At 63.2% G+C, this 22,992-nt stretch carries 16 protein-coding genes and 3 rRNA genes; all 19 read right to left on the bottom strand.

From position 1 onward, the window contains the following. Nucleotides 1-60 precede the first annotated feature (60 nt). Entirely contained in the window at nt 61-1,047 is a 987-nt protein-coding gene (locus B843_RS06695; protein WP_025252740.1) for an HAD-IIA family hydrolase, read from the bottom strand. 107 nt (nt 1,048-1,154) lie between these two features. Then, nucleotides 1,155-2,207 carry a hypothetical protein gene (locus tag B843_RS06690; RefSeq protein ID WP_025252739.1) on the bottom strand — a complete coding sequence of 351 codons (1,053 nt, stop codon included), beginning with the start codon at nt 2,205-2,207 and terminating at the stop codon, nt 1,155-1,157. 125 nt (nt 2,208-2,332) lie between these two features. Next, nucleotides 2,333-2,449, bottom strand: a 5S ribosomal RNA gene (rrf, locus tag B843_RS06685). Nucleotides 2,450-2,549: 100 nt separating this feature from the next. Beyond that, nucleotides 2,550-5,634 (bottom strand): 23S ribosomal RNA (locus B843_RS06680). A gap of 482 nt (nt 5,635-6,116) precedes the next feature. After that, nucleotides 6,117-7,636: ribosomal RNA gene (locus B843_RS06675) — 16S ribosomal RNA — on the bottom strand. The 16S, 23S and 5S rRNA genes sit together here, the layout of an rRNA operon. A 568-nt stretch (nt 7,637-8,204) precedes the next feature. Further along, on the bottom strand, nt 8,205-8,624 hold the full coding sequence (locus B843_RS06670; RefSeq protein WP_025252738.1) for a DUF2871 domain-containing protein: 420 nt from the start codon (nt 8,622-8,624) through the stop codon (nt 8,205-8,207). A 128-nt stretch (nt 8,625-8,752) separates the two neighbouring features. After that, on the bottom strand, nt 8,753-10,015 hold the full coding sequence (gene tyrS, locus B843_RS06665; RefSeq protein ID WP_025252737.1) for a tyrosine--tRNA ligase: 1,263 nt from the start codon (nt 10,013-10,015) through the stop codon (nt 8,753-8,755). A gap of 35 nt (nt 10,016-10,050) precedes the next feature. Further along, on the bottom strand, nt 10,051-10,236 hold the full coding sequence (locus B843_RS06660) for a Trm112 family protein (protein WP_025252736.1): 186 nt from the start codon (nt 10,234-10,236) through the stop codon (nt 10,051-10,053). Nucleotides 10,237-10,266: 30 nt separating this feature from the next. Beyond that, complete coding sequence (locus B843_RS06655) at nt 10,267-10,839, bottom strand: hypothetical protein (protein ID WP_025252735.1); 573 nt, start codon at nt 10,837-10,839, stop codon at nt 10,267-10,269. A 15-nt stretch (nt 10,840-10,854) separates the two neighbouring features. Further along, a complete protein-coding gene (locus tag B843_RS06650; RefSeq protein ID WP_169729839.1) occupies nt 10,855-12,462 on the bottom strand; it encodes a VWA domain-containing protein in 1,608 nt (535 codons plus the stop codon). Nucleotides 12,463-12,473: 11 nt separating this feature from the next. Then, on the bottom strand, nt 12,474-13,559 hold the full coding sequence (locus tag B843_RS06645) for a hypothetical protein (RefSeq protein WP_025252733.1): 1,086 nt from the start codon (nt 13,557-13,559) through the stop codon (nt 12,474-12,476). Nucleotides 13,560-13,802: 243 nt separating this feature from the next. Then, nucleotides 13,803-15,236: an argininosuccinate lyase gene (gene argH, locus B843_RS06640; RefSeq protein ID WP_025252732.1), complete on the bottom strand. Its 1,434-nt coding sequence runs from the start codon at nt 15,234-15,236 to the stop codon at nt 13,803-13,805. A 140-nt stretch (nt 15,237-15,376) separates the two neighbouring features. Beyond that, on the bottom strand, nt 15,377-16,573 hold the full coding sequence (locus tag B843_RS06635; RefSeq protein ID WP_025252731.1) for an argininosuccinate synthase: 1,197 nt from the start codon (nt 16,571-16,573) through the stop codon (nt 15,377-15,379). Between the two features lie 165 nt (nt 16,574-16,738). After that, a complete protein-coding gene (locus B843_RS06630) occupies nt 16,739-17,227 on the bottom strand; it encodes an arginine repressor (RefSeq protein WP_038595364.1) in 489 nt (162 codons plus the stop codon). A 152-nt stretch (nt 17,228-17,379) separates the two neighbouring features. Then, the gene (gene argF, locus B843_RS06625) at nt 17,380-18,339 is read right to left on the bottom strand and encodes an ornithine carbamoyltransferase (RefSeq protein WP_155895190.1); all 960 of its coding nucleotides are present in this window, start codon (nt 18,337-18,339) and stop codon (nt 17,380-17,382) included. A gap of 42 nt (nt 18,340-18,381) precedes the next feature. Then, the gene (locus B843_RS06620; protein WP_025252729.1) at nt 18,382-19,587 is read right to left on the bottom strand and encodes an acetylornithine transaminase; all 1,206 of its coding nucleotides are present in this window, start codon (nt 19,585-19,587) and stop codon (nt 18,382-18,384) included. Further along, nucleotides 19,587-20,528 (bottom strand): acetylglutamate kinase, encoded by a 942-nt coding sequence (gene argB, locus B843_RS06615; RefSeq protein ID WP_025252728.1) that lies wholly within the window; start codon nt 20,526-20,528, stop codon nt 19,587-19,589. Before argB ends, B843_RS06620 begins: the two co-directional genes overlap by 1 nt. A gap of 94 nt (nt 20,529-20,622) precedes the next feature. Next, nucleotides 20,623-21,783: a bifunctional glutamate N-acetyltransferase/amino-acid acetyltransferase ArgJ gene (argJ, locus tag B843_RS06610; RefSeq protein ID WP_025252727.1), complete on the bottom strand. Its 1,161-nt coding sequence runs from the start codon at nt 21,781-21,783 to the stop codon at nt 20,623-20,625. 130 nt (nt 21,784-21,913) lie between these two features. After that, nucleotides 21,914-22,957 carry an N-acetyl-gamma-glutamyl-phosphate reductase gene (gene argC / locus B843_RS06605; protein ID WP_025252726.1) on the bottom strand — a complete coding sequence of 348 codons (1,044 nt, stop codon included), beginning with the start codon at nt 22,955-22,957 and terminating at the stop codon, nt 21,914-21,916. Nucleotides 22,958-22,992: the final 35 nt, after the last annotated feature.

Here is a 22,992-nt window from a genome sequence, read left to right as displayed (position 1 = left end):
CGCCTGGGCCGCCCTGGGCACTAGGACGTGGCCCCGGCCGGGGTCCGGGATGGGGCGCGCTCACAGCCAGGCTCCCAGGGCGGCATCGGCGACCTCTCCCCTTGCCACTACCTGCCCGGTGAACGTCTCCTCCGTCGACCAGGCCTTTGCCAGCACCGTCCGCAGCGCCTGCGCCGGGGTGGAGTCGGGCTGGCCGCCGGTGAGGACGAGATCCTCGCCCTCCGCGGAGCACACGAAACCGCCTTGGGCGCCGGGGCGAAGCTCGGCCGAGTCGGTGTAGAGCTGGCTTAAGTCCTCCGCCACAAAGGTCGGGCGCTGGCTCGCCTCGGCGTTAACGAGCGCCCAGTGCTTGGAGACCCCCGTCAGCACGTGGAAGACGTCCATCTCGGCGGCCACGCCACCGGCGATGTCGGTATTGAGGCGGTCGCCGATGGCCAGCGGTGCCCGCGAGCCGACGTGCTCCGCGGCTTGGTGGAACATCGCCGGCTCCGGCTTGCCCGCCGAGATCGGGGTGACCCCGGTGGCGCTGACGACGGCGGCGACCATGGAACCGTTACCCACCATGAGCCCGCGCTCCGAGGGCAGGGTCGAATCGAGGTTCGAGGCGATGTAGCGCGCGCCCTTGCGGATGGACAGCGCCGCCTCCGACAGCTGCTCCCAGCCGGTGGCCGGGTTGTGCCCGTGGAGCACCGCCTTCGGGTTATCGTCCGCGGAATCGACCACGGCAAAACCCGCGTCGCGCGCGAGCTCCTTGAAGGACTCGGCGCCGAGGACGTAGATCGCGTCCCCGCGCTGCAGCTCCTTCGATGCGAGCTCAACCGCGGCCTGCGCCGAGGTGAGCACCTGCGACCCTGCGGTGGGAATACCCATGTTGGTGAGCATCTCGGCGACCAGGTCGGGGTGACGCGAGGCGTTATTGGTGATGTACACGACGTGCCCATCGAGGCGGTTGATGCTTTCGACCGCGTTGACGATGGCGCGGCCGCCCTCCCACACGGTTCCGTCTAGGTCGAAGAGGAAGGCGTCGTACTCAGTGCTGATCGTCATGCGTTCCACAATAGTAGACCGGGCACCCACGGCCGGTATGCGGGCAGACAAAAGCCCAGCCTTCGAGCCCTAGGATTGGCTTCAACGGCTGGGCATGGTGCTAAGAGCTATCCGAGCTCCTTCAGGCGCTCGTCGGCGTCGAGGAGGCCGTCCACGTCCTGGTCCTTCGCGTGGGCGAACCACGAACGAGCGTCATCGATCCGCCCCGCGGCGGAGAGGGCGTCGGCGTAGGCGTAGCTCAGGCGCGCGTAAGACTGCGTCTTCTTCTTCGAGTTCGGCTCCGCGCGCTGCAGAGTGATCACGGCGGAGTCCACCTGATTGAGGTCGAGGCGTGCTCCCGCCACGACGATCGCGAGCTCAATGCGGGTGTCGGGATCCAGCTCCGACTCGTCGAACTCGCGGGCGACGTCGATGGCCTTCTCCGGGCGGCCGAGTCCGCGCTCGCAGTCCGCCATGACCGCAATGAGGCCCGGGCCGCCACTCATGCGACGCGCCGCGCGCAGCTCAGAGAGCGCTTCCTTCCACTCGCCCGCGTGGTAGGCGGCGATACCGGCCGTTTCGCGCACGACGGCCACGCGTCCCGCGCGGTCCTTAGCCGCGCGCGCGTGCCGCAGGGCGAGCTGGGGATCGTCGGCCATCCAGGTAGCCGCCATGATGAGGTGCTTCGCCACTGCCTGGGCGTTGTCGTTGGACAGCACCTTCAGGTCCTGGAGCACCAGGGGATCGAGGTCGCGCACGTCGAGATCGCCCGGCAGATCGGGCTCGTTCTGGCGCTTGGCCATACGCTCGTCGCGGTAGCCACTACGCTGCGGCCCGTTGTGGTTGCGGTCGCGGTCGCGTCCGCCGCGCTGGGCGTGCTTCTTACCACCGCGGTACTGCCGGCTCTCGCCGTCGCGCCCCTCAGCCCTGTCAAAGCGGCGCTCGCCGTCCTTCTTTTCGTAGCGGCGCTCGCCGGAGCCCTCCGAGCGGCGTCCGTAGCGGCGCTCCCCCTCCTCGCCGTTTCCTCGGCGCCCGTAGCGTCGCTCACCGCCGTTGTCGTCGCGCTTTGCGTATCGACGCTCACCGTCGCGGGACTCGTACCTGCGACCCCCGCGGGCGGGCTTGCCCTGCGAAGGACGGTCGGACTTGCCTCCGCTGCGGAAGGAACGGTTGTCTGCCATGGATGGCTCCTCAATCGGTTTGTCTATCGCTCGCCTTGTAGGCATGCGAAAAGAGCGTGGTAGTGAAGACAAGGGTTACACCTTACCTCACTACGCACGCTCTTGTCGTTCACTTTTGAGTTTTTGGTCGGCGGTGTCTTACTCTCCCACACCCTCCCGGGTGCAGTACCATCAGCGCTGTTGGGCTTAGCTTCCGGGTTCGGAATGGGACCGGGCGTGTCCCCAATGCTATAACCACCGACACGATTTGATTGTGGTGTTTGTGTTATGCGGGATACTGCATAGTGAACGCGATACGTTGTGTTGTTTTTGTTTTGTTCTTGTTTTGTTTGATTATGTGTGTTGGTTGTTTGTCGGTAAATTAGTACCAGTCGCCTTCACACCTTACGGTGCTTCCAGGTCTGGCCTATCAACCCCATAGTCTGTGGGGTACCTCAAGTGAAACCTCATCTTAAAACAGGCTTCCCGCTTAGATGCTTTCAGCGGTTATCCCTTCCGTACGTAGCTAACCAGCCCTGCCACTGGCGTGACAACTGGCACACTAGAGGTACGTCCGTCCCGGTCCTCTCGTACTAGGGACAGCTTTCTTCAAGTTTCAACGCGCGCGGCGGATAGAGACCGAACTGTCTCACGACGTTCTAAACCCAGCTCGCGTGCCGCTTTAATGGGCGAACAGCCCAACCCTTGGGACCTACTCCAGCCCCAGGATGCGACGAGCCGACATCGAGGTGCCAAACCATCCCGTCGATATGGACTCTTGGGGAAGATCAGCCTGTTATCCCCGGGGTACCTTTTATCCGTTGAGCGACACCACTTCCACACGTAGGTGCCGGATCACTAGTCCCTACTTTCGTACCTGCTTGAGCCGTCACTCTCACAGTCAAGCTCCCTTGTGCACTTACACTCAACACCTGATTGCCAACCAGGCTGAGGGAACCTTTGGGCGCCTCCGTTACATTTTGGGAGGCAACCGCCCCAGTTAAACTACCCACCAGGCACTGTCCCCAACCCAGATCATGGGCCAAGGTTAAGGTGCTCAATCCGATCAGAGTGGTATTTCAACTTGCGACTCCACCCCACCTAGCGATGAGGTTTCATAGTCTCCCACCTATCCTACACAAACCGAACCAAACACCAATACCAAGCTATAGTGAAGGTCCCGGGGTCTTTTCGTCCTGCCGCGCGTAACGAGCATCTTTACTCGTACTGCAATTTCACCGGGCCTGTGGTTGAGACAGCAGGGAAGTCGTTACGCCATTCGTGCAGGTCGGAACTTACCCGACAAGGAATTTCGCTACCTTAGGATGGTTATAGTTACCACCGCCGTTTACTGGGGCTTAAATTCTCCGCTTCGCCCACACAAGGGTGGGCTAACAGGTCCTCTTAACCTTCCAGCACCGGGCAGGCGTCAGTCCGTATACATCAACTTCCACGTTTTCGCACGGACCTGTGTTTTTAATAAACAGTCGCTTCCCTCTATTCTCTGCGACCACCACCAGCTCAACCAGTCTGTCACCAGCAGTGGTCCCCCTTCTCCCGAAGTTACGGGGGCATTTTGCCGAGTTCCTTAACCACAGTTCACCCGAACGCCTTAGTATTCTCTACCTGACTACCTGTGTCGGTTATGGGTACGGGCCATGTATACACATCGCTAGAGCCTTTTCTTGACAGTACAGGATCACCAACATCCCCAAAAAAATGGGTACGCATCACGCCTGACCCTTTCATGCAACGCGGATTTACCTCTCGTTGCGGGCTGCACGCTTACACCACAATCCAGTAAGTGGCTTGGCTACCAACCTGTGTCACCCCATCGCTTGGCTACTACCACGTCAGGTCCCACGCAGCCCCACACACAATCAACAAGTTGACAACGTGTGGTTTTGGGTGGTTAGTATCCATGATTCACCAGTGGGCGCATATACACGGGTACGGGAATATCAACCCGTTGTCCATCGACTACGCCTGTCGGCCTCGCCTTAGGTCCCGACTCACCCTGGGAAGATTAGCTTAACCCAGGAACCCTTAGTCATCCGGCGGATATGTTTTCCACATATCAGTCGTTACTCATGCCTGCATTCTCACTCGCACACACTCCACACCATCAGTTACCCGGGCGCTTCACAGCGTGCACGACGCTCCCCTACCCAACCAGAAAAACTGATTGCCGCGGCTTCGGCGGTGTACTTGAGCCCCACTACATTGTCGGCGCAGAACCACTCGACCAGTGAGCTATTACGCACTCTTTCAAGGGTGGCTGCTTCTAAGCCAACCTCCTGGCTGTCTTCGCGATCCCACATCCTTTCCCACTTAGTACACGCTTAGGGGCCTTAACCGGCGATCTGGGCTGTTTCCCTCTCGACCAACGGAGCTTATCCCCCGCAGTCTCACTGCCGTATTCTGACTTCACTGGCATTCGGAGTTTGGCTGACATTGCTAAGATTGTGGTCCCGCTCAACCAACCAGTAGCTCTACCTCCAGGAAGAAACACACGACGCTGCACCTAAATGCATTTCGGGGAGAACCAGCTATCACGGAGTTTGATTGGCCTTTCACCCCTACCCACAGCTCATCCCCTCAGTTTTCAACCTAAGTGGGTTCGCGCCTCCACAGCATCTTACTGCTGCTTCACACTGGCCATGGGTAGATCACCCCGCTTCGGGTCCAGAACATGCCACTACAAACACCCTGGTTAGGATTCGCTTTCGCTACGACTACCCCACACGGGTTAACCTCGCGACATGCCGCTGACTCGCAGGCTCATTCTTCAAAAGGCACGCCATCACCCCACAAAGAGGCTCTGACGGATTGTAAGCACACGGTTTCAGGTACTATTTCACTCCCCTCCCGGGGTACTTTTCACCATTCCCTCACGGTACTTGATCCGCTATCGGTCAACTTAAGTATTTAGGCTTACCGGGTGGTCCCGGCAGATTCACAGCAGATTCCACGAGCCCGCTGCTACTCGGGGACAACAACAACCACCACCATCACACATCAACGTACGGGACTGTCACCCTCTACGGCAGGTCATTCCAAACCACTTCCGCTCGCGCAATGATAAAAATGGCTTCTAGCTGGCAGACTAAAAACATCGAAACCCCACAACACCACACACACAACCCCTGCCAGGTATCACATGCGCATGGTTTAGCCTCATCCACGTTCGCTCGCCACTACTAGCAGAATCATTACATTTATTTTCTTCTCCTACGGGTACTGAGATGTTTCACTTCCCCGCGTAACCCCCACACCGACTATGAATTCATCGGCAGGTAACCGCACATAACCACGGCCAGGTTTCCCCATTCGGACATCCTCGGATCAACGCTCTATTGGCAACTCCCCGAGGCTTAACGCAGCCTTACACGTCCTTCATCGGCTTAAGCTGCCAAGGCATCCACCGTGTGCCCTTAACCAAACAACACAACAACAGATACTTACAAACAAAAAACACTAAGAACAAAGAATAAAAAACAACAAACCCCCACCCCCAACACCACACAACAAAGTGCAGCGACATAAAAGGGGGTGGAAACAAATTGCATCGCGTCCACTATACAGTTCTCACACAACACACCCACACCACACAACAACAACCCACCACACAAACGTGGAAACGATCATCACCGCATCATGCAGGCCACCAGAAACACACAATCATGCATGTTCCAGACACCCAACAGCATGCCAACCACAACGCACTTTTTTTGCCACCCTTACAGGTGCGACTTGTTTAACGTGTACTCCCACGATCAACGATGCCCCCCCTTTACGCACCCACAACACTTGCAGGCACCAACAACACGATGTTGTAAGGAAACATCCTTTAGTGGTGTGATCCACCTGGATAAAAACAAAATAAACAATTTGGTGGCAAACCTGCCACCACAAAATAAAACTCCATAGAAAGGAGGTGATCCAGCCGCACCTTCCGGTACGGCTACCTTGTTACGACTTCGTCCCAATCGCCGATCCCACCTTCGACCACTCCCTCCCAAACGGGTTGGGCCATGGGCTTCGGGTGTTACCAACTTTCATGACGTGACGGGCGGTGTGTACAAGGCCCGGGAACGTATTCACCGCAGCGTTGCTGATCTGCGATTACTAGCGACTCCGACTTCATGGGGTCGAGTTGCAGACCCCAATCCGAACTGAGGCCGGCTTTCAGCGATTCGCTCACCCTCACAGGCTCGCAGCGCGTTGTACCGACCATTGTAGCATGTGTGAAGCCCTGGACATAAGGGGCATGATGATTTGACGTCATCCCCACCTTCCTCCGAGTTAACCCCGGCAGTCTCTCATGAGTCCCCACCATCACGTGCTGGCAACATAAGACAAGGGTTGCGCTCGTTGCGGGACTTAACCCAACATCTCACGACACGAGCTGACGACAACCATGCACCACCTGTATACAGACCACAAGGGAAAACGTATCTCTACGCCGATCCTGCATATGTCAAGCCCAGGTAAGGTTCTTCGCGTTGCATCGAATTAATCCACATGCTCCGCCGCTTGTGCGGGCCCCCGTCAATTCCTTTGAGTTTTAGCCTTGCGGCCGTACTCCCCAGGCGGGGCGCTTAATGCGTTAGCTACGGCACAGAAGTCGTGGAAGACCCCTACACCTAGCGCCCACCGTTTACGGCATGGACTACCAGGGTATCTAATCCTGTTCGCTCCCCATGCTTTCGCTCCTCAGCGTCAGTTACTGCCCAGAGACCTGCCTTCGCCATCGGTGTTCCTCCTGATATCTGCGCATTCCACCGCTACACCAGGAATTCCAGTCTCCCCTACAGCACTCAAGTTATGCCCGTATCGCCTGCACGCCCGAAGTTAAGCCCCGGAATTTCACAGACGACGCGACAAACCACCTACGAGCTCTTTACGCCCAGTAATTCCGGACAACGCTCGCACCCTACGTATTACCGCGGCTGCTGGCACGTAGTTAGCCGGTGCTTCTTATACAGGTACCGTCACAAAAGCTTCGTCCCTGTCGAAAGAGGTTTACAACCCGAAGGCCGTCATCCCCCACGCGGCGTCGCTGCATCAGGCTTGCGCCCATTGTGCAATATTCCCCACTGCTGCCTCCCGTAGGAGTCTGGGCCGTATCTCAGTCCCAATGTGGCCGTCCACCCTCTCAGGCCGGCTACCCGTCGACGCCTTGGTAGGCCATTACCCCACCAACAAGCTGATAGGCCGCGGGCTCATCCCTAACCGAAAAAACTTTCCACAACCGACACTAAACGATTGTCCTATCCGGTATTAGACCCAGTTTCCCAAGCTTATCCCGAAGTCAGGGGCAGATCACCCACGTGTTACTCACCCGTTCGCCACTCGAGCACCCAGCAAGCTGGGCCTTTCCGTTCGACTTGCATGTGTTAAGCACGCCGCCAGCGTTCGTCCTGAGCCAGGATCAAACTCTCCACAAAAAACAAGAAAAAAACCTTGTCCAAAAACTTTGGGAAAGCCCAAAACCAAGCAAAAAAAACAAACAACCAGCACACCACCACACAAACAATGTGCAATGGCATAAAAAATGATTGTCAAAAAAAATAGATGATACATGTGCACCCACCCGACGGGGCAAAAAGGCACACACAAAAGCCACTCACCAGTACCAGTAAGCACCCACCATCACAGCACAGTCTTTAACAAGCAAGCCACACTTGCCAGCCACACCACACCATAACAGCACACACAAACCACACCAACAAGCAACAAAAAAAGTACAAAATTGGCACACTATTGAGTTCTCAAACAACATGAACACACAAAACGACAACCCCAATCTGAAGGGCAACCACTTCGCGGTCCGGTTAACCAACATATCATCTCGTTTGAACGAGAGTCAAACTCGAAGTTAACCAGGTTTCTTTGTCTCCTTCTAGCTACTGGCTAGCACCAGGCCGTCCCGGCGACTCGCACTAAGTTACTCACCACCGCCAGCTAACACAAATCCGCTGGTCAAACCGCCGAAGGCAAACGTCGACAAGCAAACTATGCAAGGCGCTTCATAGCCCGGCGGATCACCATGAACAGCTGAATGAATGCGATGGCCAGAATGATGTGCCCCATGCCGGACGCGCCCGCTAGACCAGCGCTGAGCTCGAAGCCGGGCTGGGTCACCTGCATGCAGCCCTTGTAGGTCATGAACGTTGCGGTCCACACGAGACCCAAGTTGTAGACCCAGAAGAAGGTGTCGAAGAGCTTGATGGCGTGGATCTTCATCGAGGCGGCGAGCGCCAGTAGCACCAGGTTCATGACGGTGCCCAGCACCAACAGGTGAGTGTGCAGGGTGCTCAGGGCGGTCGGGTCCGTGAGCGGGAAGTCGTAGTAGCGGGTGAACTCGCGGTACAAGATGCCCGCGAGGAGCCCGAGGAAGGTGTAGCTGGCCGCAGCGTAGAAGATCTTGTTCATGCCTCCCATTCTCCCCCGCGTGACACGGCTTTCCAATACGGGCAACGGGCGCCTGGAAAATCATCCGATCGGTTGATCGTGATCCTCCAGACGCCCGTTGCGGAAGCTGCCTGTTGGGGTGTAGCGGCCTAGGAGACCTTCGCGCCCGCGAAGTTCTTCTTGCCCTTGCGCAGCACCAGCCACTTGCCGTGCAGGTAATCCTCGGCAGCGGGCTCCCAGGCCTCGTCGCTGATGCGCTCGTTGTTGACGTAGGCGCCGCCCTCCTTCACTGTGCGGCGTGCCGCGCCCTTGGAGTCGGCCAGCCCGCTGGCCACCAGCAGGTCGACGATGGTCTTCGGGTCCGAGGCGGACAGCTCGGCGACGGTGGTCTCAGAAAGGGCGCCAGCAAGGGTTGCCTCGTCGAGGGAGCCCAGCTCGGCGCGGCCGAAGAGCGCCTGGGCGGCGAGCTCGACGGCCTCGGTGGCCTCCTTGCCGTGAACCAGGGTGGTCATCTCCTGCGCCAAGCGGCGCTGCGCGGCGCGCTTGAACGGCGCCTCGGCCGTCTGCTTCTCCAGCTCGGCGATCTCCTCCTGGGACAGGAACGTAAACCAGCGCAGGTAGTCGATGACCACGGAGTCACCAGCGTTAAGGAAGTACTGGTACCAGGCGTAGGGGCTTGTCTTCTCGGCGTCGAGCCAGAGCTTGCCGCCGCCGGTGGACTTGCCAAACTTCTGCCCCTGCGCGTCCGTCACCAGCGGCACAGTCAGCGCATGGACCTTGTCGCCGGTGACGCGGCGGATGAGGTCGACGCCGGAGACGATGTTGCCCCACTGGTCGCCGCCGCCGATCTGCAGCTGGCACTCGTGCGAGCGGTGCAGCTGCAGGTAGTCGTTAGCTTGGAGCAGCATGTAGGAGAACTCGGTGTAGGAAATGCCGTCGGACTCGAGGCGGCGCTTGACGGTGTCGCGGTCGAGCATCGTGTTGAGCGAGAAGTTCTTTCCCACATCGCGGAGGAACTCGACGACGGACATATTCATGGTCCAGTCGGCGTTGTTCGCCATGACCGCAGGGTTCTCCGAGTCCTCGAAGTCGACGAAGCGGCGCAGCTGCTCCTTGATGGCCTCGAGGTTATGGGCCACGGTCTCGGAAGAGAGCATGGAGCGCTCACCGACGTCTCGGGGGTCGCCGATGAAGCCGGTCGCGCCACCCGCGAGGGTGATCGGGCGGTGACCCGCCTGCTGGAAGCGGCGGAGCATCACCATCGGGACCAGGTGCCCGGCGTGCAGGGAGTCGCCGGTCGGATCGAACCCGCAGTAGAGGGAGATGGGCTGCTCGCAGGCCTCGCGGAGGGCGTCGATGTCCGTAGACTGGTTGATGAGGCCACGCCACAGAAGTTCGTCAATGATGTTCATGAAGTTCTAGGATCCTGTTGAGTAGAGCGGGTGGGTTACTTCGACGTTTCCGCAGGCCACGGCTGGGCCTCGTCGATAAGCAAGACCGGGATGCCGTCGTCGATGCGATACGCGATGCCGAGGCGGGGGTTGACGAGGAGCTGCTCGGCCTCGTGATACTCCAGCGGGCCCTTGTCCTTCGGGCAGGCAATGATCTCCAGCAATCGCTCATCAATACTCATGTTCTGAAAGAATACCCGATCGTCTCGCCTCTACCGTGGGTCGAGGTCGTTAAACAGGATGGCCACCTCGTCGGCGTGAAGCTGAAGGTCCTCGAGCATGTCCTGCTCCAGCGCCTTTTGCACCCGGTCGACCTCCCTGTGCAGCGTCGTGAGCGCCCGCAGGGTGATCTCCTTCGCGCGCGAGGTCGCCTCCTCACCGCCGCGAACCGCGTCAAAGCGCGCGAGCGTGGTCGGCAGGTAGTCCGAGGCGATGGTGCCGATCATCTCGTAGTGCTCGGGAAACTCCTGCAGGCGTTCCTTCTCTAGGCTCAGCCGACTCAGCTTGTCGACGAGCTGCGCGCCGGACGCCTTCACGTCTTGGTCGGTGCACGTTTCCACCAGGCTTGCGCAGCGGGAGATCCGGGTGTCCAGCGACCCGACGGAGCCCTTCTGCTGCTTCAGGAGCGCCGAGGACGCGGCCACCTGCGGGGACTTCTTCGACGCGGGCTGGCGGACGAGGAGATACCCGCCGACGCTCGCCAGAACCGCGGCCACGGGGCCCACCGGCCCGAGGTGCAGCACAAGGTCGAGAGCGCCCGCCGCCCCGGCGGCGCTGACCCCCATTCCGATTGCGGCAAATTATTGATACCCACGGATCTCCTTAAACGCGGAGGCGAGGTCGCCCCGTTGTGCATCGAAGACCTTCCCGCCCGTCAGCTCGGCCAGCGCCGTCATCTCTTCGGCGTTGGCCTCCCCGTAGAGGATCACGAAGGTCGGAATGGTCTTGACCTGGTTGGGAAGCGCCTCGTAGTAGGCGCGGAAGTCGTCGAAGGAGCGTCCGGCGGTGAGCTCGCCGTCGGACATCAGCACGATCGATCGAATGTTGCTTGCCGACGCCCCAAGGTGGTCGTACGCCGCGGCCAACGCCTCGTAGATGGCGGTGTCGCCGCTCGGATCTAGAGCCTCGATCGCAGATCCCACCTCGCCGACGGTTGCCGCGTTGGCGGCGTCGAACACCAAACTGCGCTGGTCATGGACCGCCGTCGAGAAGGGCACGAAGGTGATGTCCTCGCGGTCGCGGAACCCGACGGAGGTGCCGTTGACCTGCGCCGAGCCGTCGGCGAGCGAATGGAGCGTCGCCTTGAGCGAGGCGATCCTGTCCCCTGCCATCGAGCCGGAGGTATCGAGCATGAAGGCCATCGCCCCCGGGGACCGGAGGTCGTTGTTGTAGGAGTCGATGAGCGCCGAGACCACGTCCTGGCTCGCGGGGAACGGGATCTCAAGGAGCAGCCCCGGGGCGAAGTCGGGGTTCCGAGCCGAGTCCCCCGCCGTGGTCGGGCGGAGGCCCGCGTCTGCCAGCTCCTGCGGGTGTTGCTCGAGCCAGCCGGCGAGCGCCTGCGCCTTCTCCTTCGCGAGCGGCTGATCCGCGGTCGACAGCGCCGAGAGCGGATAGTCGGCGAAGATGACGCCGTCGGACGGCGCTATCAGGTCAATGTCCTCGCCTTGATTCTTGAGGTCGATGAGGGAGGCCTCGTTGGAGAGGATCGCGTTGGCCTTGCCCGTCTCGCTGCGGAAGGCCGTGGTTAGCCACCCCGAGGAGCCCGAGGTCACGGTCTGGCCGCTGAAGAACTCGCGGACCTGCGGCGCCACCCGTGCGATGTCCTGCGTCGAAAGCGCCGAGCCGGTGTCGGCGAAGGAGGTCGCGACCGACGCCAGCGCGGAGAAGCCCGAGTTTGACGTGCCCGGATCGGTCATCCCGAACTTCAACGCGCCCGACGACGCCGCCTGGGCGATCTCCGCCCACGTCGGCTGCGTCTTGTCCCACCCCAGTTCCGCGGCAGTGGTGGGGCGCACGCCGAGCAGGACCGGGGAGGTCGCGACAGAGCTTGTGGACGCAAATCTCTCTCCCAACCCCTGGAGCTCGGCGTAGCGGTTGGTCGCGAACCAGGTGGCTTCGTAATACCCGTCGAACCCCCCTTCCCCGAGTCGCTCGGTGTTGTCCAGCGTCCCGCCGGGGTAGGCCATCTCGATGGTCATCCCGAGGTCCTTGGCCGCCTGAGCAACCACCGAGTCGAGCGCCTTGAGTTCTGTGGCAGCGACGATCCGGAGGGTGGTTCCTTTGAGCTCCTCGCTTGCCGCGCCCTGCGAGCCGCCGCCGTCAACGCCGGACAAACTCGAGCAGGCCCCGAGGCTCACGCCAACGACGAGCGCGAGCAGCGCGAGCAATAGCCTGTGAGGTTTCGTCATGTTCATCCTCCTTAATCCTTCTGCGTCCCGCGTTGCGCGCTCGGTTGAAGCTTGCCCTCGAATACCTCGATGATTGCCTCCATCGTCTCGAAGTTTGGCTGGTCAATGGTGTTCAGGCTCGCGGGGACGAGGGGTACCCCGTCCGACGCGAGGACGTCGTTGATCTCGCCCGACTCGCCTACCCGGAAGCCGTGCTTGAGGGCGAACCGTCGGATGTCGCTGTTCGTCCGCAGGACCTCACCGAGCCGAGCCGCGTCCGCGTCGAGGGATAGGAAGGTATGGAAGGAGACGATCGTCGGGTTCGGGTAGGCGAGGACCATGTTGTCGGTGACCTTGGTATCGTCGGAAAGCTCCTGCTCAAGGAACTGCGACTCGTAGACGACGACCATCGGCTTGGAGCCGATGCCGAGGGAAAGGTAGTCGTTAAAGGGGCTGGCCGAGCTGGACTCGGAGTAGCCCTGCTCGAGCAGGAGCCGCGAGACCTCCTCGCCCACGGCTTTCCCTTCGACAGGGTTCCCGGGAAGGCGCCCGCCGGAGACTCCCCACGCCAAGATGGCGGCCCACAAGGAGGCGGAATTGGAGCTGCGGAGGTCCGTTGTCGACGTGTACACGGCGCGCGGCGAGGGATACTCGCCGCCCAGATCGCGCCACCGAGTCCCCTGGCGCTGCAGGTCGACGAACTTTTCCGCGTCGATCATCCAGCCGTCGCCGGTGTTCGTCGCGGCGCCCGCCCGCTCGAGCACCGTGAGGATCGGCGGGAACGTGGCAATCGCCATTGGCGAATAGAAAATTGCGTCGGAACCGAGTGTGGGGTGCGACTCGGCGAACTTCTGCGCGGCCTGCTGGTTGGCGGGAAACACGAAGTCGATCCCCGAGGCGTCGGCAATCCCCGCCATGGCCCTCGACCCCATGGCGTCAACCTCGACCGCGAACCCCTCCGCGCGGAGCGCCTCGATGACCTCGGGGTCCTGGAAGAACCCCAGCTTCTCACTGCCGACGACGCCGCGTAGCTCCACGACGTTCTTATCCTCTGACGCCGCCCCCAGGCCAAAGAAGCGACCGATCGGCGCCGTCGTGTGCCGGGAAACGGCGTCCACGCGCGAGGTAATCTGCTGCGCCCCGATGAGGATGAGCGCAAGAACGAGGAGGAAGAGACCGACCCTGTGCGTTCCTCGAGTCTTCGTGGAGGCTCCGGGGGTCAGTGGGTGTCGGACATGCCCCGAGCCTAAAGCACGCCTGTGAGGCCCGCAACAGATAGAGCGGCCGCCTATCGAAGCATGAGGCCTTTCGGTAACACCTCGGTTGGGGCGTTGCCGAAAGACCTCATGAAAATGATTGTGCTAGCCGCGAACCGGCTTCTGGGCCCAGTCGAGGTACTCCTTGTTGAGCTCGTCGACCCGGGCGCGCTGCTCGTCGACGCGCACCTGGGCGGTGCCGCCGCGGGTCGCGCGGGAGGCGACCGCGCCTTCGATGGTGAGGTACTCGCGCACCTGCGGGGTCAGCCGCGAGTCGACGCTGGCCAGCTCCTCGTCGGTGAGCTCGTCCAGCCCCACGCCGCGGGCCTCGGCGATGCGCACGCAGGCGCCCGAGGCCTCGTGGGCCTCGCGGAAGGGCACGCCCTCGCGGACCATCCACTCGGCCAGGTCGGTGGCGAGGGTGTAGCCAGCCGGCGCCAGCTCGCGGAGGCGGTCCGGGTGGAAGACAAGGGTGGAGACCAGACCGGTCATGGCCGGAAGCAGGAGGTTGAGCTGGGCCACGGAGTCTACGATCGGCTCCTTGTCCTCCTGGAGATCGCGGTTGTAGGCCAGCGGCATCGCCTTGAGCGTGGCCATCAGCCCCGCGAGGTTACCGATGAGGCGGCCGGTCTTGCCGCGGGTGAGCTCGGCGACGTCGGGGTTCTTCTTCTGCGGCATGATCGAGGACCCGGTCGACCAAGCGTCGTCGAGGGTGACGTAGCCGTACTCCGGGGTCGACCAGTAGATGATCTCCTCGGCCAGGCGCGACATGTCCACGGCAATCTGGGCAAGCACAAACGCGGTCTCGGAGGCGAAATCGCGGGAGGCGGTGCCGTCCAGCGAGTTGTCGCAGGCGGAGTCGAAGCCCAACTCCGCGGCGATGGCCTCGGGGTCAAGCTGGAGGGTGGAACCCGCCAGGGCACCGGAGCCGTACGGGCTCACGGCTAGGCGCTTGTCTAGGTCCTGGAGACGTGCGATGTCGCGCAGCAGCGGGTGCGTGTGCGCGAGCAGCTGGTGCGCGAGCAGGATCGGCTGGGCCGCCTGGGAGTGGGTCTTGCCCGGCATGATCACGCCCGGGTGCTTGGCAGCCTGCTCGGACAGGGCGGAGACCAGCTCGGTGACCTGGGCGGCGATGTCGCGGATGGCGTCGCGGACCCACATGCGGAACAGGGTGGCCACCTGGTCGTTGCGGGAGCGGCCCGCGCGCAAGCGCCCGCCTACCTCGGCACCGACGCGGGCGATGAGGCCGCGCTCCATGGCGCCGTGGACGTCCTCGTCGGTGGGCTCGGGGCCGAAGGCACCGGAGGCGACGTCCGCGCCCAGGCTGTCGAGGCCGGCGAGCATGGTGCTCAGGTCCTCGTCGGAGAGCAGGCCCGCGGCGTGGAGCACCTTGGCGTGCGCCTTGGAGGCGAGGACGTCGTAAGGCGCGAGCACCCAGTCGAAGTGGGTGGACACGCTGAGGGCAAACATGGCCTCGCTGGGGCCGCCGGCGAAGCGGCCGCCCCAGAGTGCGCCTTGGTTGGTTCCATGCTTCTGCACGTGGATCGCCTGTTCTTTCTCCCGCGGTCGCGTCACCGCGGAGGTGGTGGTTGAAAACGGTATGAAGTTGACTCTAACGGATAAACGGATGGGGCCCGGGGTTTTCCCTGGGCCCCATCTGCGGGTTTAGGCGCTAGGCCTTAGGCCTCGCGGTCGCGGCGGTTGGCGATCTTGGAGGACAGGCCGTGCAGCTCGACGAAGCCCTTGGCCAGGGTCTGGTCGAAGGTGTCGCCGGTGTCGTAGGTGGCCAGGTTGAAGTCGTACAGCGAGTGGCTGGAGCGGCGGCCGTTGACCACGCAGGAGCCGGCGTGCATGACCATGCGGATGTCGCCGGTGACGTGCTCCTGGGTGGACTCGATGAAGGCGTCCAGGGAGCGCTTGAGCGGGCCGTACCAGAGGCCGTCGTAGACCTCCTCGGACCAGCGGGCGTCGATGAGGCGCTTGTAGCGAGCGAGCTCGCGCTCGACGGTGACGTCCTCGAGTGCCTCGTGGGCGGTGATGAGCGCGATGGCGCCCGGTGCCTCGTAGACCTCGCGGGACTTGATGCCCACCAGGCGGTCCTCGACCATGTCGAGGCGGCCCACGCCCTGCGCACCTGCGCGGCGGTTCATCTCCTCGATGGCCTCCAGGACGCTCACCTTGCGGCCGTCGATGGCGACCGGAACGCCCTTCTCGAAGGAGATGATGACCTCGTCGGGGGCATTGCCCAGGTTCGGCTCCTCGGTGTAGGAGTAGAGGTCCTTCGTCGGCGGGTTCCACAGATCCTCGAGGAAGCCGGTCTCGATGGCACGGCCCCAGACGTTCTGGTCGATGGAGAACGGGGACTTCTTGGACTGCTCGATCGGCAGGTTGATCTCCTCGGCGAAGGCGATGGCCTTGTCACGGGTCCAGGCGTAGTCGCGGGCCGGGGCGATGATCTCGAGCTCGGGGGCGAGAGAGCGGAAGCCGACCTCGAAGCGGACCTGGTCGTTGCCCTTGCCGGTGCAGCCGTGGGAGACGTGGGTGCCGCCGAACTCCTTGGCGGCCTCGACGAGGTGCTTGACGATCAGCGGGCGGGAAATGGCGGACAGAAGCGGGTACTGCTTCATGTACATGCCGTTGGCCTTGATGGTGGGCAGGCAGTAGTTCTCGGCGAACTCGTCCTTGGCGTCGACGACGACGGCCTCCACCGCACCACACGCGAGCGCGCGCTGGCGGACGGACTCCATGTCCTCGCCGCCCTGGCCCAGGTCGAGGGACACGGCGACAACCTCGCCGCCGGTCATCTTGGCCAGGTACGGAATCGCCACAGAGGTATCGAGGCCGCCAGAGTAAGCGAGCACGACGCGATTAGTCATCTTTTCTCCTTGTTTTCCACAGGTACGTAGTACCGCGTGCGGTTTCTTGCTTGCCGACGAAAAACCTTCGGCTCATCGCCTCACACACGCGGAATTCTTATTTATTTTTAGCAGTTGGGATAGGGCCTAGACTCGACCGACTCCCCTAGTTCGGGACCTTGCCCCTTAGCCGACCTTGCGCTGGCTCAAGAGCTCGGCCAGTTCCTTGCCGGAGAGCGGATCCCTGGCGAGGACGAAGACGGTATCGTCGCCCGCGATGGTGCCCACGACCTCGTCCATGCCGACGCGGTCGATGAAGCTGGCGAGGAAGGGCGCCGCACCCGGCGGGGTGCGCAACACCGCGATGTTGCCCGAGTGATCCGTAGAGACCAGCAGATCGTCGAGCATCTTGCGCAGCTTCTCGCGCGTGCCCACTCCTGCGTTGACGGTGGCGTCGTCGACGGGGCCCACGGCGTAGTAGGCACGGCCTCCGTCCGGGCGCACCTTCTTCGCCCCCAGCTCGTCGAGGTCGCGCGAGAGCGTGCCCTGGGTGATGTCAACTCCCTTGTCCTTGAGCAGGTCAGACAGCTGCATCTGGCTGAAAACCTGATTATGCTCCAGCAGGTCCAGGATCAGGGCCTGGCGAACCGTGCGCGTAATCGGGCTGGTACTCATGAATACTTTCCTCTATTGACATCTTTTCTCTGAACCGGAATCGCCGTGCGCCGTTGGCGCCGACCTGTGCGCGAGGCCCGCCCGCGGGGCGGCCGAAATATGCAACATAAATTAGTCTACCTAATTTTATTCCGGCCGCGGGGAGCGACGGGCTAGGCCTCCGGCTGGTGCTCCATGAGCCACACGAGCAGCGCCTTTTGGGCATGCAGGCGGTTCTCGGCCTCGTCGAAGACGACGGACTGCGGGCCGTCGATGACGGACGCGGTCACCTCGCTGTCGCGGTAGGCCGGAAGGCAGTGCAGGAAGATGGCGCCCTCGGTGGCGCGCGCCATGACGGCGTCGTTGACCTGGTACGGCAGGAACGGGGTGCGGCGGTCGATGCCGTCGTTCTCCATGCCCATCGACACCCAGGTGTCGGTGATGACCACGTCGGCGCCGTCGACGAGCGCGAGGTCCGAGCCCACGGACACGGTCGCGCCGGTCTCGGCGGCGCGCTTCTGGGCGCGCTCGACGAACTCGGACTTCGGCTGGAAGTCATCCGGCGCGCAGATCGCGATGTCCATCCCCGCGGTGGCGAAGCCGATCATGTAGGAGTTGGCCATGTTGTTGTCACCGTCGCCCAGGTAGACCGCCTTCTTGCCCTTCAGGCCCGCGGGGCCCTGCTCCGGGCACAGGTGCTCGACGCAGGTCTGCAGGTCGGCGAGGATCTGGCACGGGTGCAGGTCGTCGGAGAGGGCGTTGACGATCGGCACGGTGGCGGTCTCCGCCATGTCCAGGAAGTTCTGATGGGCGTAGGTGCGCCACACGATCGCGGAGACGAAGCGCGAGAGCACTGCGCCCGTGTCCTGGTAGGTCTCGCCCTTGCCCATCTGGGTCTTGCCGGTCTCCGCGACGATGGCGTTGCCGCCCAGGGCGTTGATGCCGGCGTCGAAGGAGAAGCGGGTGCGGGTGGAGGTCTTGTCAAAGAGCACGGCCACGGACTGCGGCCCCTCGAAGGTCTTCTTCGAGTACGGCGCCTTCTTCAGCTCGAGCGCGAGCTCGAGCACCTCGGCCTGCTCGGCCGGGGATAGGTCGTCGTCCGAGAGGAAGTGACGAACCGGCTTGACGGGGATGTTCAATTCGACTCCTTGGATTCTTGTAGCTAGGGCAATTTCTTAGGCAACAGCCGCGAGCAGCTTCGCGATGCGGGCGACGGCCTCACGGATCTCCTCGCCGGAGATCACCAGCGGCGGGGTCAGTCGCAGGACCTTGTCGCTCGGCGCGTTGAGGATGAGGCCGTATTCGAAGGCGTGGGCGACGGCCTCCTTGGCCACCGGCTTGTCGAGGACGACGCCGAGCATCAGTCCCCTGCCGCGGACGCTTTCCACGCCTTGGACGTCGGCAAGCAACTTTTCAAAGAGCTCCCCCTTCGCCTTGACCTCGGCGACGAACTCGTCGTCGATGGTGTCAAGCACGGCGTTGGCCGCGGCGCAGGCGACCGGGTTGCCGCCGAAGGTGGTGCCGTGCTTTCCCGGGGTCATGAGCTCGGCCGCCTTGCCGTAGGCGAGCGTCGCGCCGATCGGCAGGCCGCCGCCTAGGCCTTTGGCCATCGTCACCACGTCCGGGCGCACGCCCTCGTGCTGGTGGGCGTAGAAGTCGCCGGTGCGGCCGATGCCGGTCTGGACCTCGTCGACGATGAACAGGATGTCGTTCTCGTCGCAGAGCTTGCGCACGGCGGCGAGGAAGCCCTCGGGCGCGGGCACGACGCCCGTCTCGCCCTGGATCGGCTCGAGGATGATCGCCGCGGTGTCGGTCGGGTTGATCGCCACCTGCTTGCGCAGGTAGTCGATGTCGCCGAAGGGGTAGAACTCCACGCCCATGGGCATCGGCTCGAAGGCGGCGCGCTTGTCGGGCTGGCCGGTCATCGCGAGCGAGCCCATGGTGCGCCCGTGGAAGCCGTGCTCGGCGGCGAGGATTCGGCGCTTGCCGGTCAAGCGCGCGATCTTGAAGGCAGCCTCGTTGGCCTCGGCGCCGGAGTTGCAGAAGAAGACGCGGGTCTTGTCGGCGACCTCGGCGTCGCCGCCGGAGAAGCGGTCGATGATCTTCGCCGCGGCGGTGACTACCGGCTTGGAGGCAAACAGGTTAGAGACGTGGCCGAGCGAGGAGATCTGCGCGGTCACGGCCTCGATGATCGCCGGGTGGCGGTGGCCGAGCGCGTTGACCGCGATGCCGGCCAGGAGGTCGATGTGGGTATTGCCCTGGGAGTCGGTGACGGTCGCGCCGTCGCCGCTGACGAGCTCGAGCTGCGGGGTGCCGTAGGTGTTCATGAGCACCTGCGGCCACAGCTCCTTGGCGCTAGCGTTGAGATCCACGTTTGCCATTACTTGTCCTCGCCTTTCCGGTACGTAGTTACTTCAGAAGTCTCCCCCGTCTGATCCACCGGGGTGACCATGGTGCCGATGCCGCCCGAGGTGAGCAGCTCCAGCAGGACGGAGTGGGCCACGCGCCCGTCGATGACGTGGGCCGCCTTCACGCCCGACTCGACGGCGCGCAGGCAGGACTCCATCTTAGGAATCATTCCCGAGTCCAGCCTCGGCAGCAGCTCGGTGAGCTCGGCCGTGTTGATGCGGGAGACGAGCGAGTCGCGGTTGGGCCAGTCGGTGTACATGCCCTCGACGTTGGTGAGGATGACGAGCCGCTCCGCGCCGATGGCAGAGGCCAGCGCGCCCGCCGCTGTGTCGGCGTTGATGTTGTACACGGTGCCGTCGGCGTCCGGGGCGATCGTGCTCACCACGGGGATTCGCCCGGCGTCGATGATGTCCATGAGGCTGGAGGCGTCGACGTGCACGATGTCGCCCACCAGCCCGATGTCGGTGAGCTCGCCCTCGACATCCACCAGGCGCTTCTCCGCGAGGAACAGCCCCGCATCCTCACCGGAGGTGCCCACCGCATAGGGACCGTGGGTGTTGATGAGCCCGACGAGGTCACGCCCCACCTGCCCGAACAGCACCATGCGCACCACGTCCATGACCTCGGGCGTGGTCACGCGGAAGCCGCCGAGGAACTGGCCTTCGAGTCCCAGCCGCGAGAGCATCTTGGAGATCTGCGGACCGCCGCCGTGCACGACGACCGGCTTGGCTCCCACCGTTCGAAGGAAGACCATGTCGGCCGCGAAGGCCTGCTTGAGCTCCTCGTCAACCATCGCGTTTCCGCCGTACTTGACCACCACGATCTTGTCGCGGAAGTGCTGCAGCCACGGCAGCGCCTCGGCGAGCACGGTGGCCCGCTCCTGGGGCGTGAGTTCATCGAAGACCAGTGTCATCGGGGATTCCTTGGGATTGTGCGGGGATAGAAGGTGATGGTTTCTCGCGAAGCGTCGGAAAGCAGTTCTTGCTTGTCGACGCTACGCTGGCGGCCTAGGTGGAGTAGGCGGAGTTGATCTCGACGTAGGCGTAGGAGAGATCGGTGGTGCGCACGAAGGCGGTGCCGGGACCGCCGGTGCCGAGGTCGACCTTGACATCGATGTCCGCGCCGGAGAGATCCACCTCGCGGGCGTCAGGGGTCCCGCCCGACTTCAGGCAGACGGCGTGGTCGTTGAAGTAGACCGAGATGTTGTCCGGGTCCATGTCCGCGTCCGCCATGCCAACGGCGGCGAGCACGCGGCCCCAGTTCGGGTCGGAGCCGAACATCGCGCACTTGAAGAGGTTGTCGCGGCCCAGGGTGCGTGCGGCGTTGAGCGCCTGCTCGTCGGTCGTGGTGCCGGAGACGGTGATGCGCACGCGCTTGGTCACGCCCTCGGCATCCGCCTGCAGCTGGTCGGCGATGGACGCGCAGGCGGAAAGGACCGCGGCCTCGAAGTCCTCGACCGACGGGGTGATCCCGGAGGCGCCGTTGGCCATGAGGATGACGGTGTCGTTGGTCGAGGTGGAGCCGTCGATGTCGAGGGTGTTGAAGGTGACCGCGCAGGCCTTCTCGAGCGCCTCGTGGGCGACCTCGGCGGTGACGGAGGCGTCGGTGGTCAGGCACACGAGCATGGTGGCCAGCGACGGGGCCATCATCCCCACGCCCTTGCCCATGGCGCCGATGCTCCAGCCCTCACCCTTGACGATCGCCTCCTTGGAGACGGTGTCGGTGGTCATGATGGACTCGGCGGCCTCGTGGCCGTTGTCGCCCAGGTTTTCGACCAGGCCGTCGACGCCGGCGAGGAGCTTGGCCACCGGCAGCGGCTCGCCGATGATTCCTGTGGAGCAGGCGGCGACATCGCCGAAGTCCATGCCCAGCTTCTCGGCCGCGTGGGTGACCACGGTGGCGGCGTCGGCGTCGCCCTGGGCGCCGTTGCAGGCGTTGGCGTTGCCCGCGTTGTACACGACGGCCTTGAGCTCGCCGGATGCCAGGGCCTTGCGGCTCAGCTTGACCGGGGAGGCCACGATGCGGTTGCGGGTGAACACGCCGGTGGCGGTGAACTCGGGGCCCTCGTTGACCACGAGCGCCATGTCCTTATTGCCCGACGCCTTGATCCCAGCGGCGAGGCCTGCGGCGACGAAGCCCTTGGGGGCCGTCACGCCCTGTTCGCTCATAAGCTAACCAGCTTTCACAAATCTAAGTATTGAGTGGTTGTCCGCACGAAATGCGGGCGCCTACCTCCTCAAGAGTAGACCCGCGGGTCCGCGCGGAGAGGTAGGCAAAGTGCGTGCCGAGGCGCGCTTCTTAGGGGGCAACGCCGCCCTGCGGGAGGCCAGCGGTTTCCTCCCAGCCCAGGGCCAGGTTCATGCACTGCACGGCGGCGCCGCCGGTGCCCTTGGTGAGGTTGTCGATCGCCGAGGTGACCAGCAGCTTTCCGGCCAGCTCGTCCACCTCCACCTGCACGTGGCACATGTTGGAGCCGACCACGTTCTGGGTCTGCGGCTGGATGCCCTCGGGAAGCAGGTAGACGAAGGTCTCATCCCCGTAGGCCTCCTCGTAGGCAGCGCGGGCGGCGGCGGCGTCCGCGCCCTCCTTCAAGTCCGCGGTGGCGGTGGTGAGGATGCCGCGCGGGAGCGGGGCCAGGACCGGGGTAAACGAGACCACGACCTCTTCGTCGGTGAACTCGCCTAGGTTCTGGGCGATCTCTGGGGTGTGGCGGTGCTTGCCCGCGGTGTTGTACGCCTTGAGCGAGCCCATGGTCTCGGAGCCGAGCATCGCCACCGAGGCCTTCTTGCCCGCGCCCGACACGCCGGTCACCGACACGACCGAGACGCGCGGCTCGATGAGCCCCGCCTTGACCGCCGGCCACAGGGCCAGGGTCGCGCCCGTCGGGAAGCAGCCGGGGACGGCCACGCGCTTCGTGCCCTGTAGCTGCTCGCGGTGGCCGGGCATCTCCGGGATGCCGTAGGGCCAGGAGCCCGCGTGCTCGCTGCCGTAGTACTTCTCCCAGGCTGCGGCGTCGCGGAGGCGGAAGTCGGCCGCGCAGTCGATGACGATGACGTCGGGGCCGAGCTGGCGGGCGATCTCCGCGGAGTGGCCGTGCGGCAGGCCCAGGAACACCACGTCGTGGCCCGCGAGGGTCTCCTTGTCCGTGGGCTCGATGACGCGCCCGGCGAGCTGGGGCAGGTGCGGCATGAGCTCGACGACGGGAGTGCCGACGGTCGACGCGGCGGTGAGCGCGCCGATCTCCAGCTCCCCGCTTAGGTAGGCGGGATGGTTGAGCAAGAGGCGCAGGATCTCCCCACCCGCGTAGCCGCTTGCACCGGCGATGGCAACCTTAATAGTCATGGTAGGGAATATTACACCCTAATGTATATTTTGCA

Origin of the sequence: Corynebacterium vitaeruminis DSM 20294, from assembly GCF_000550805.1 — a bacterium.
Classification (GTDB): domain Bacteria; phylum Actinomycetota; class Actinomycetes; order Mycobacteriales; family Mycobacteriaceae; genus Corynebacterium; species Corynebacterium vitaeruminis.
Note: the sequence above shows the minus strand (reverse complement) of the source record. Positions and strands in the feature narration are given on the sequence as shown.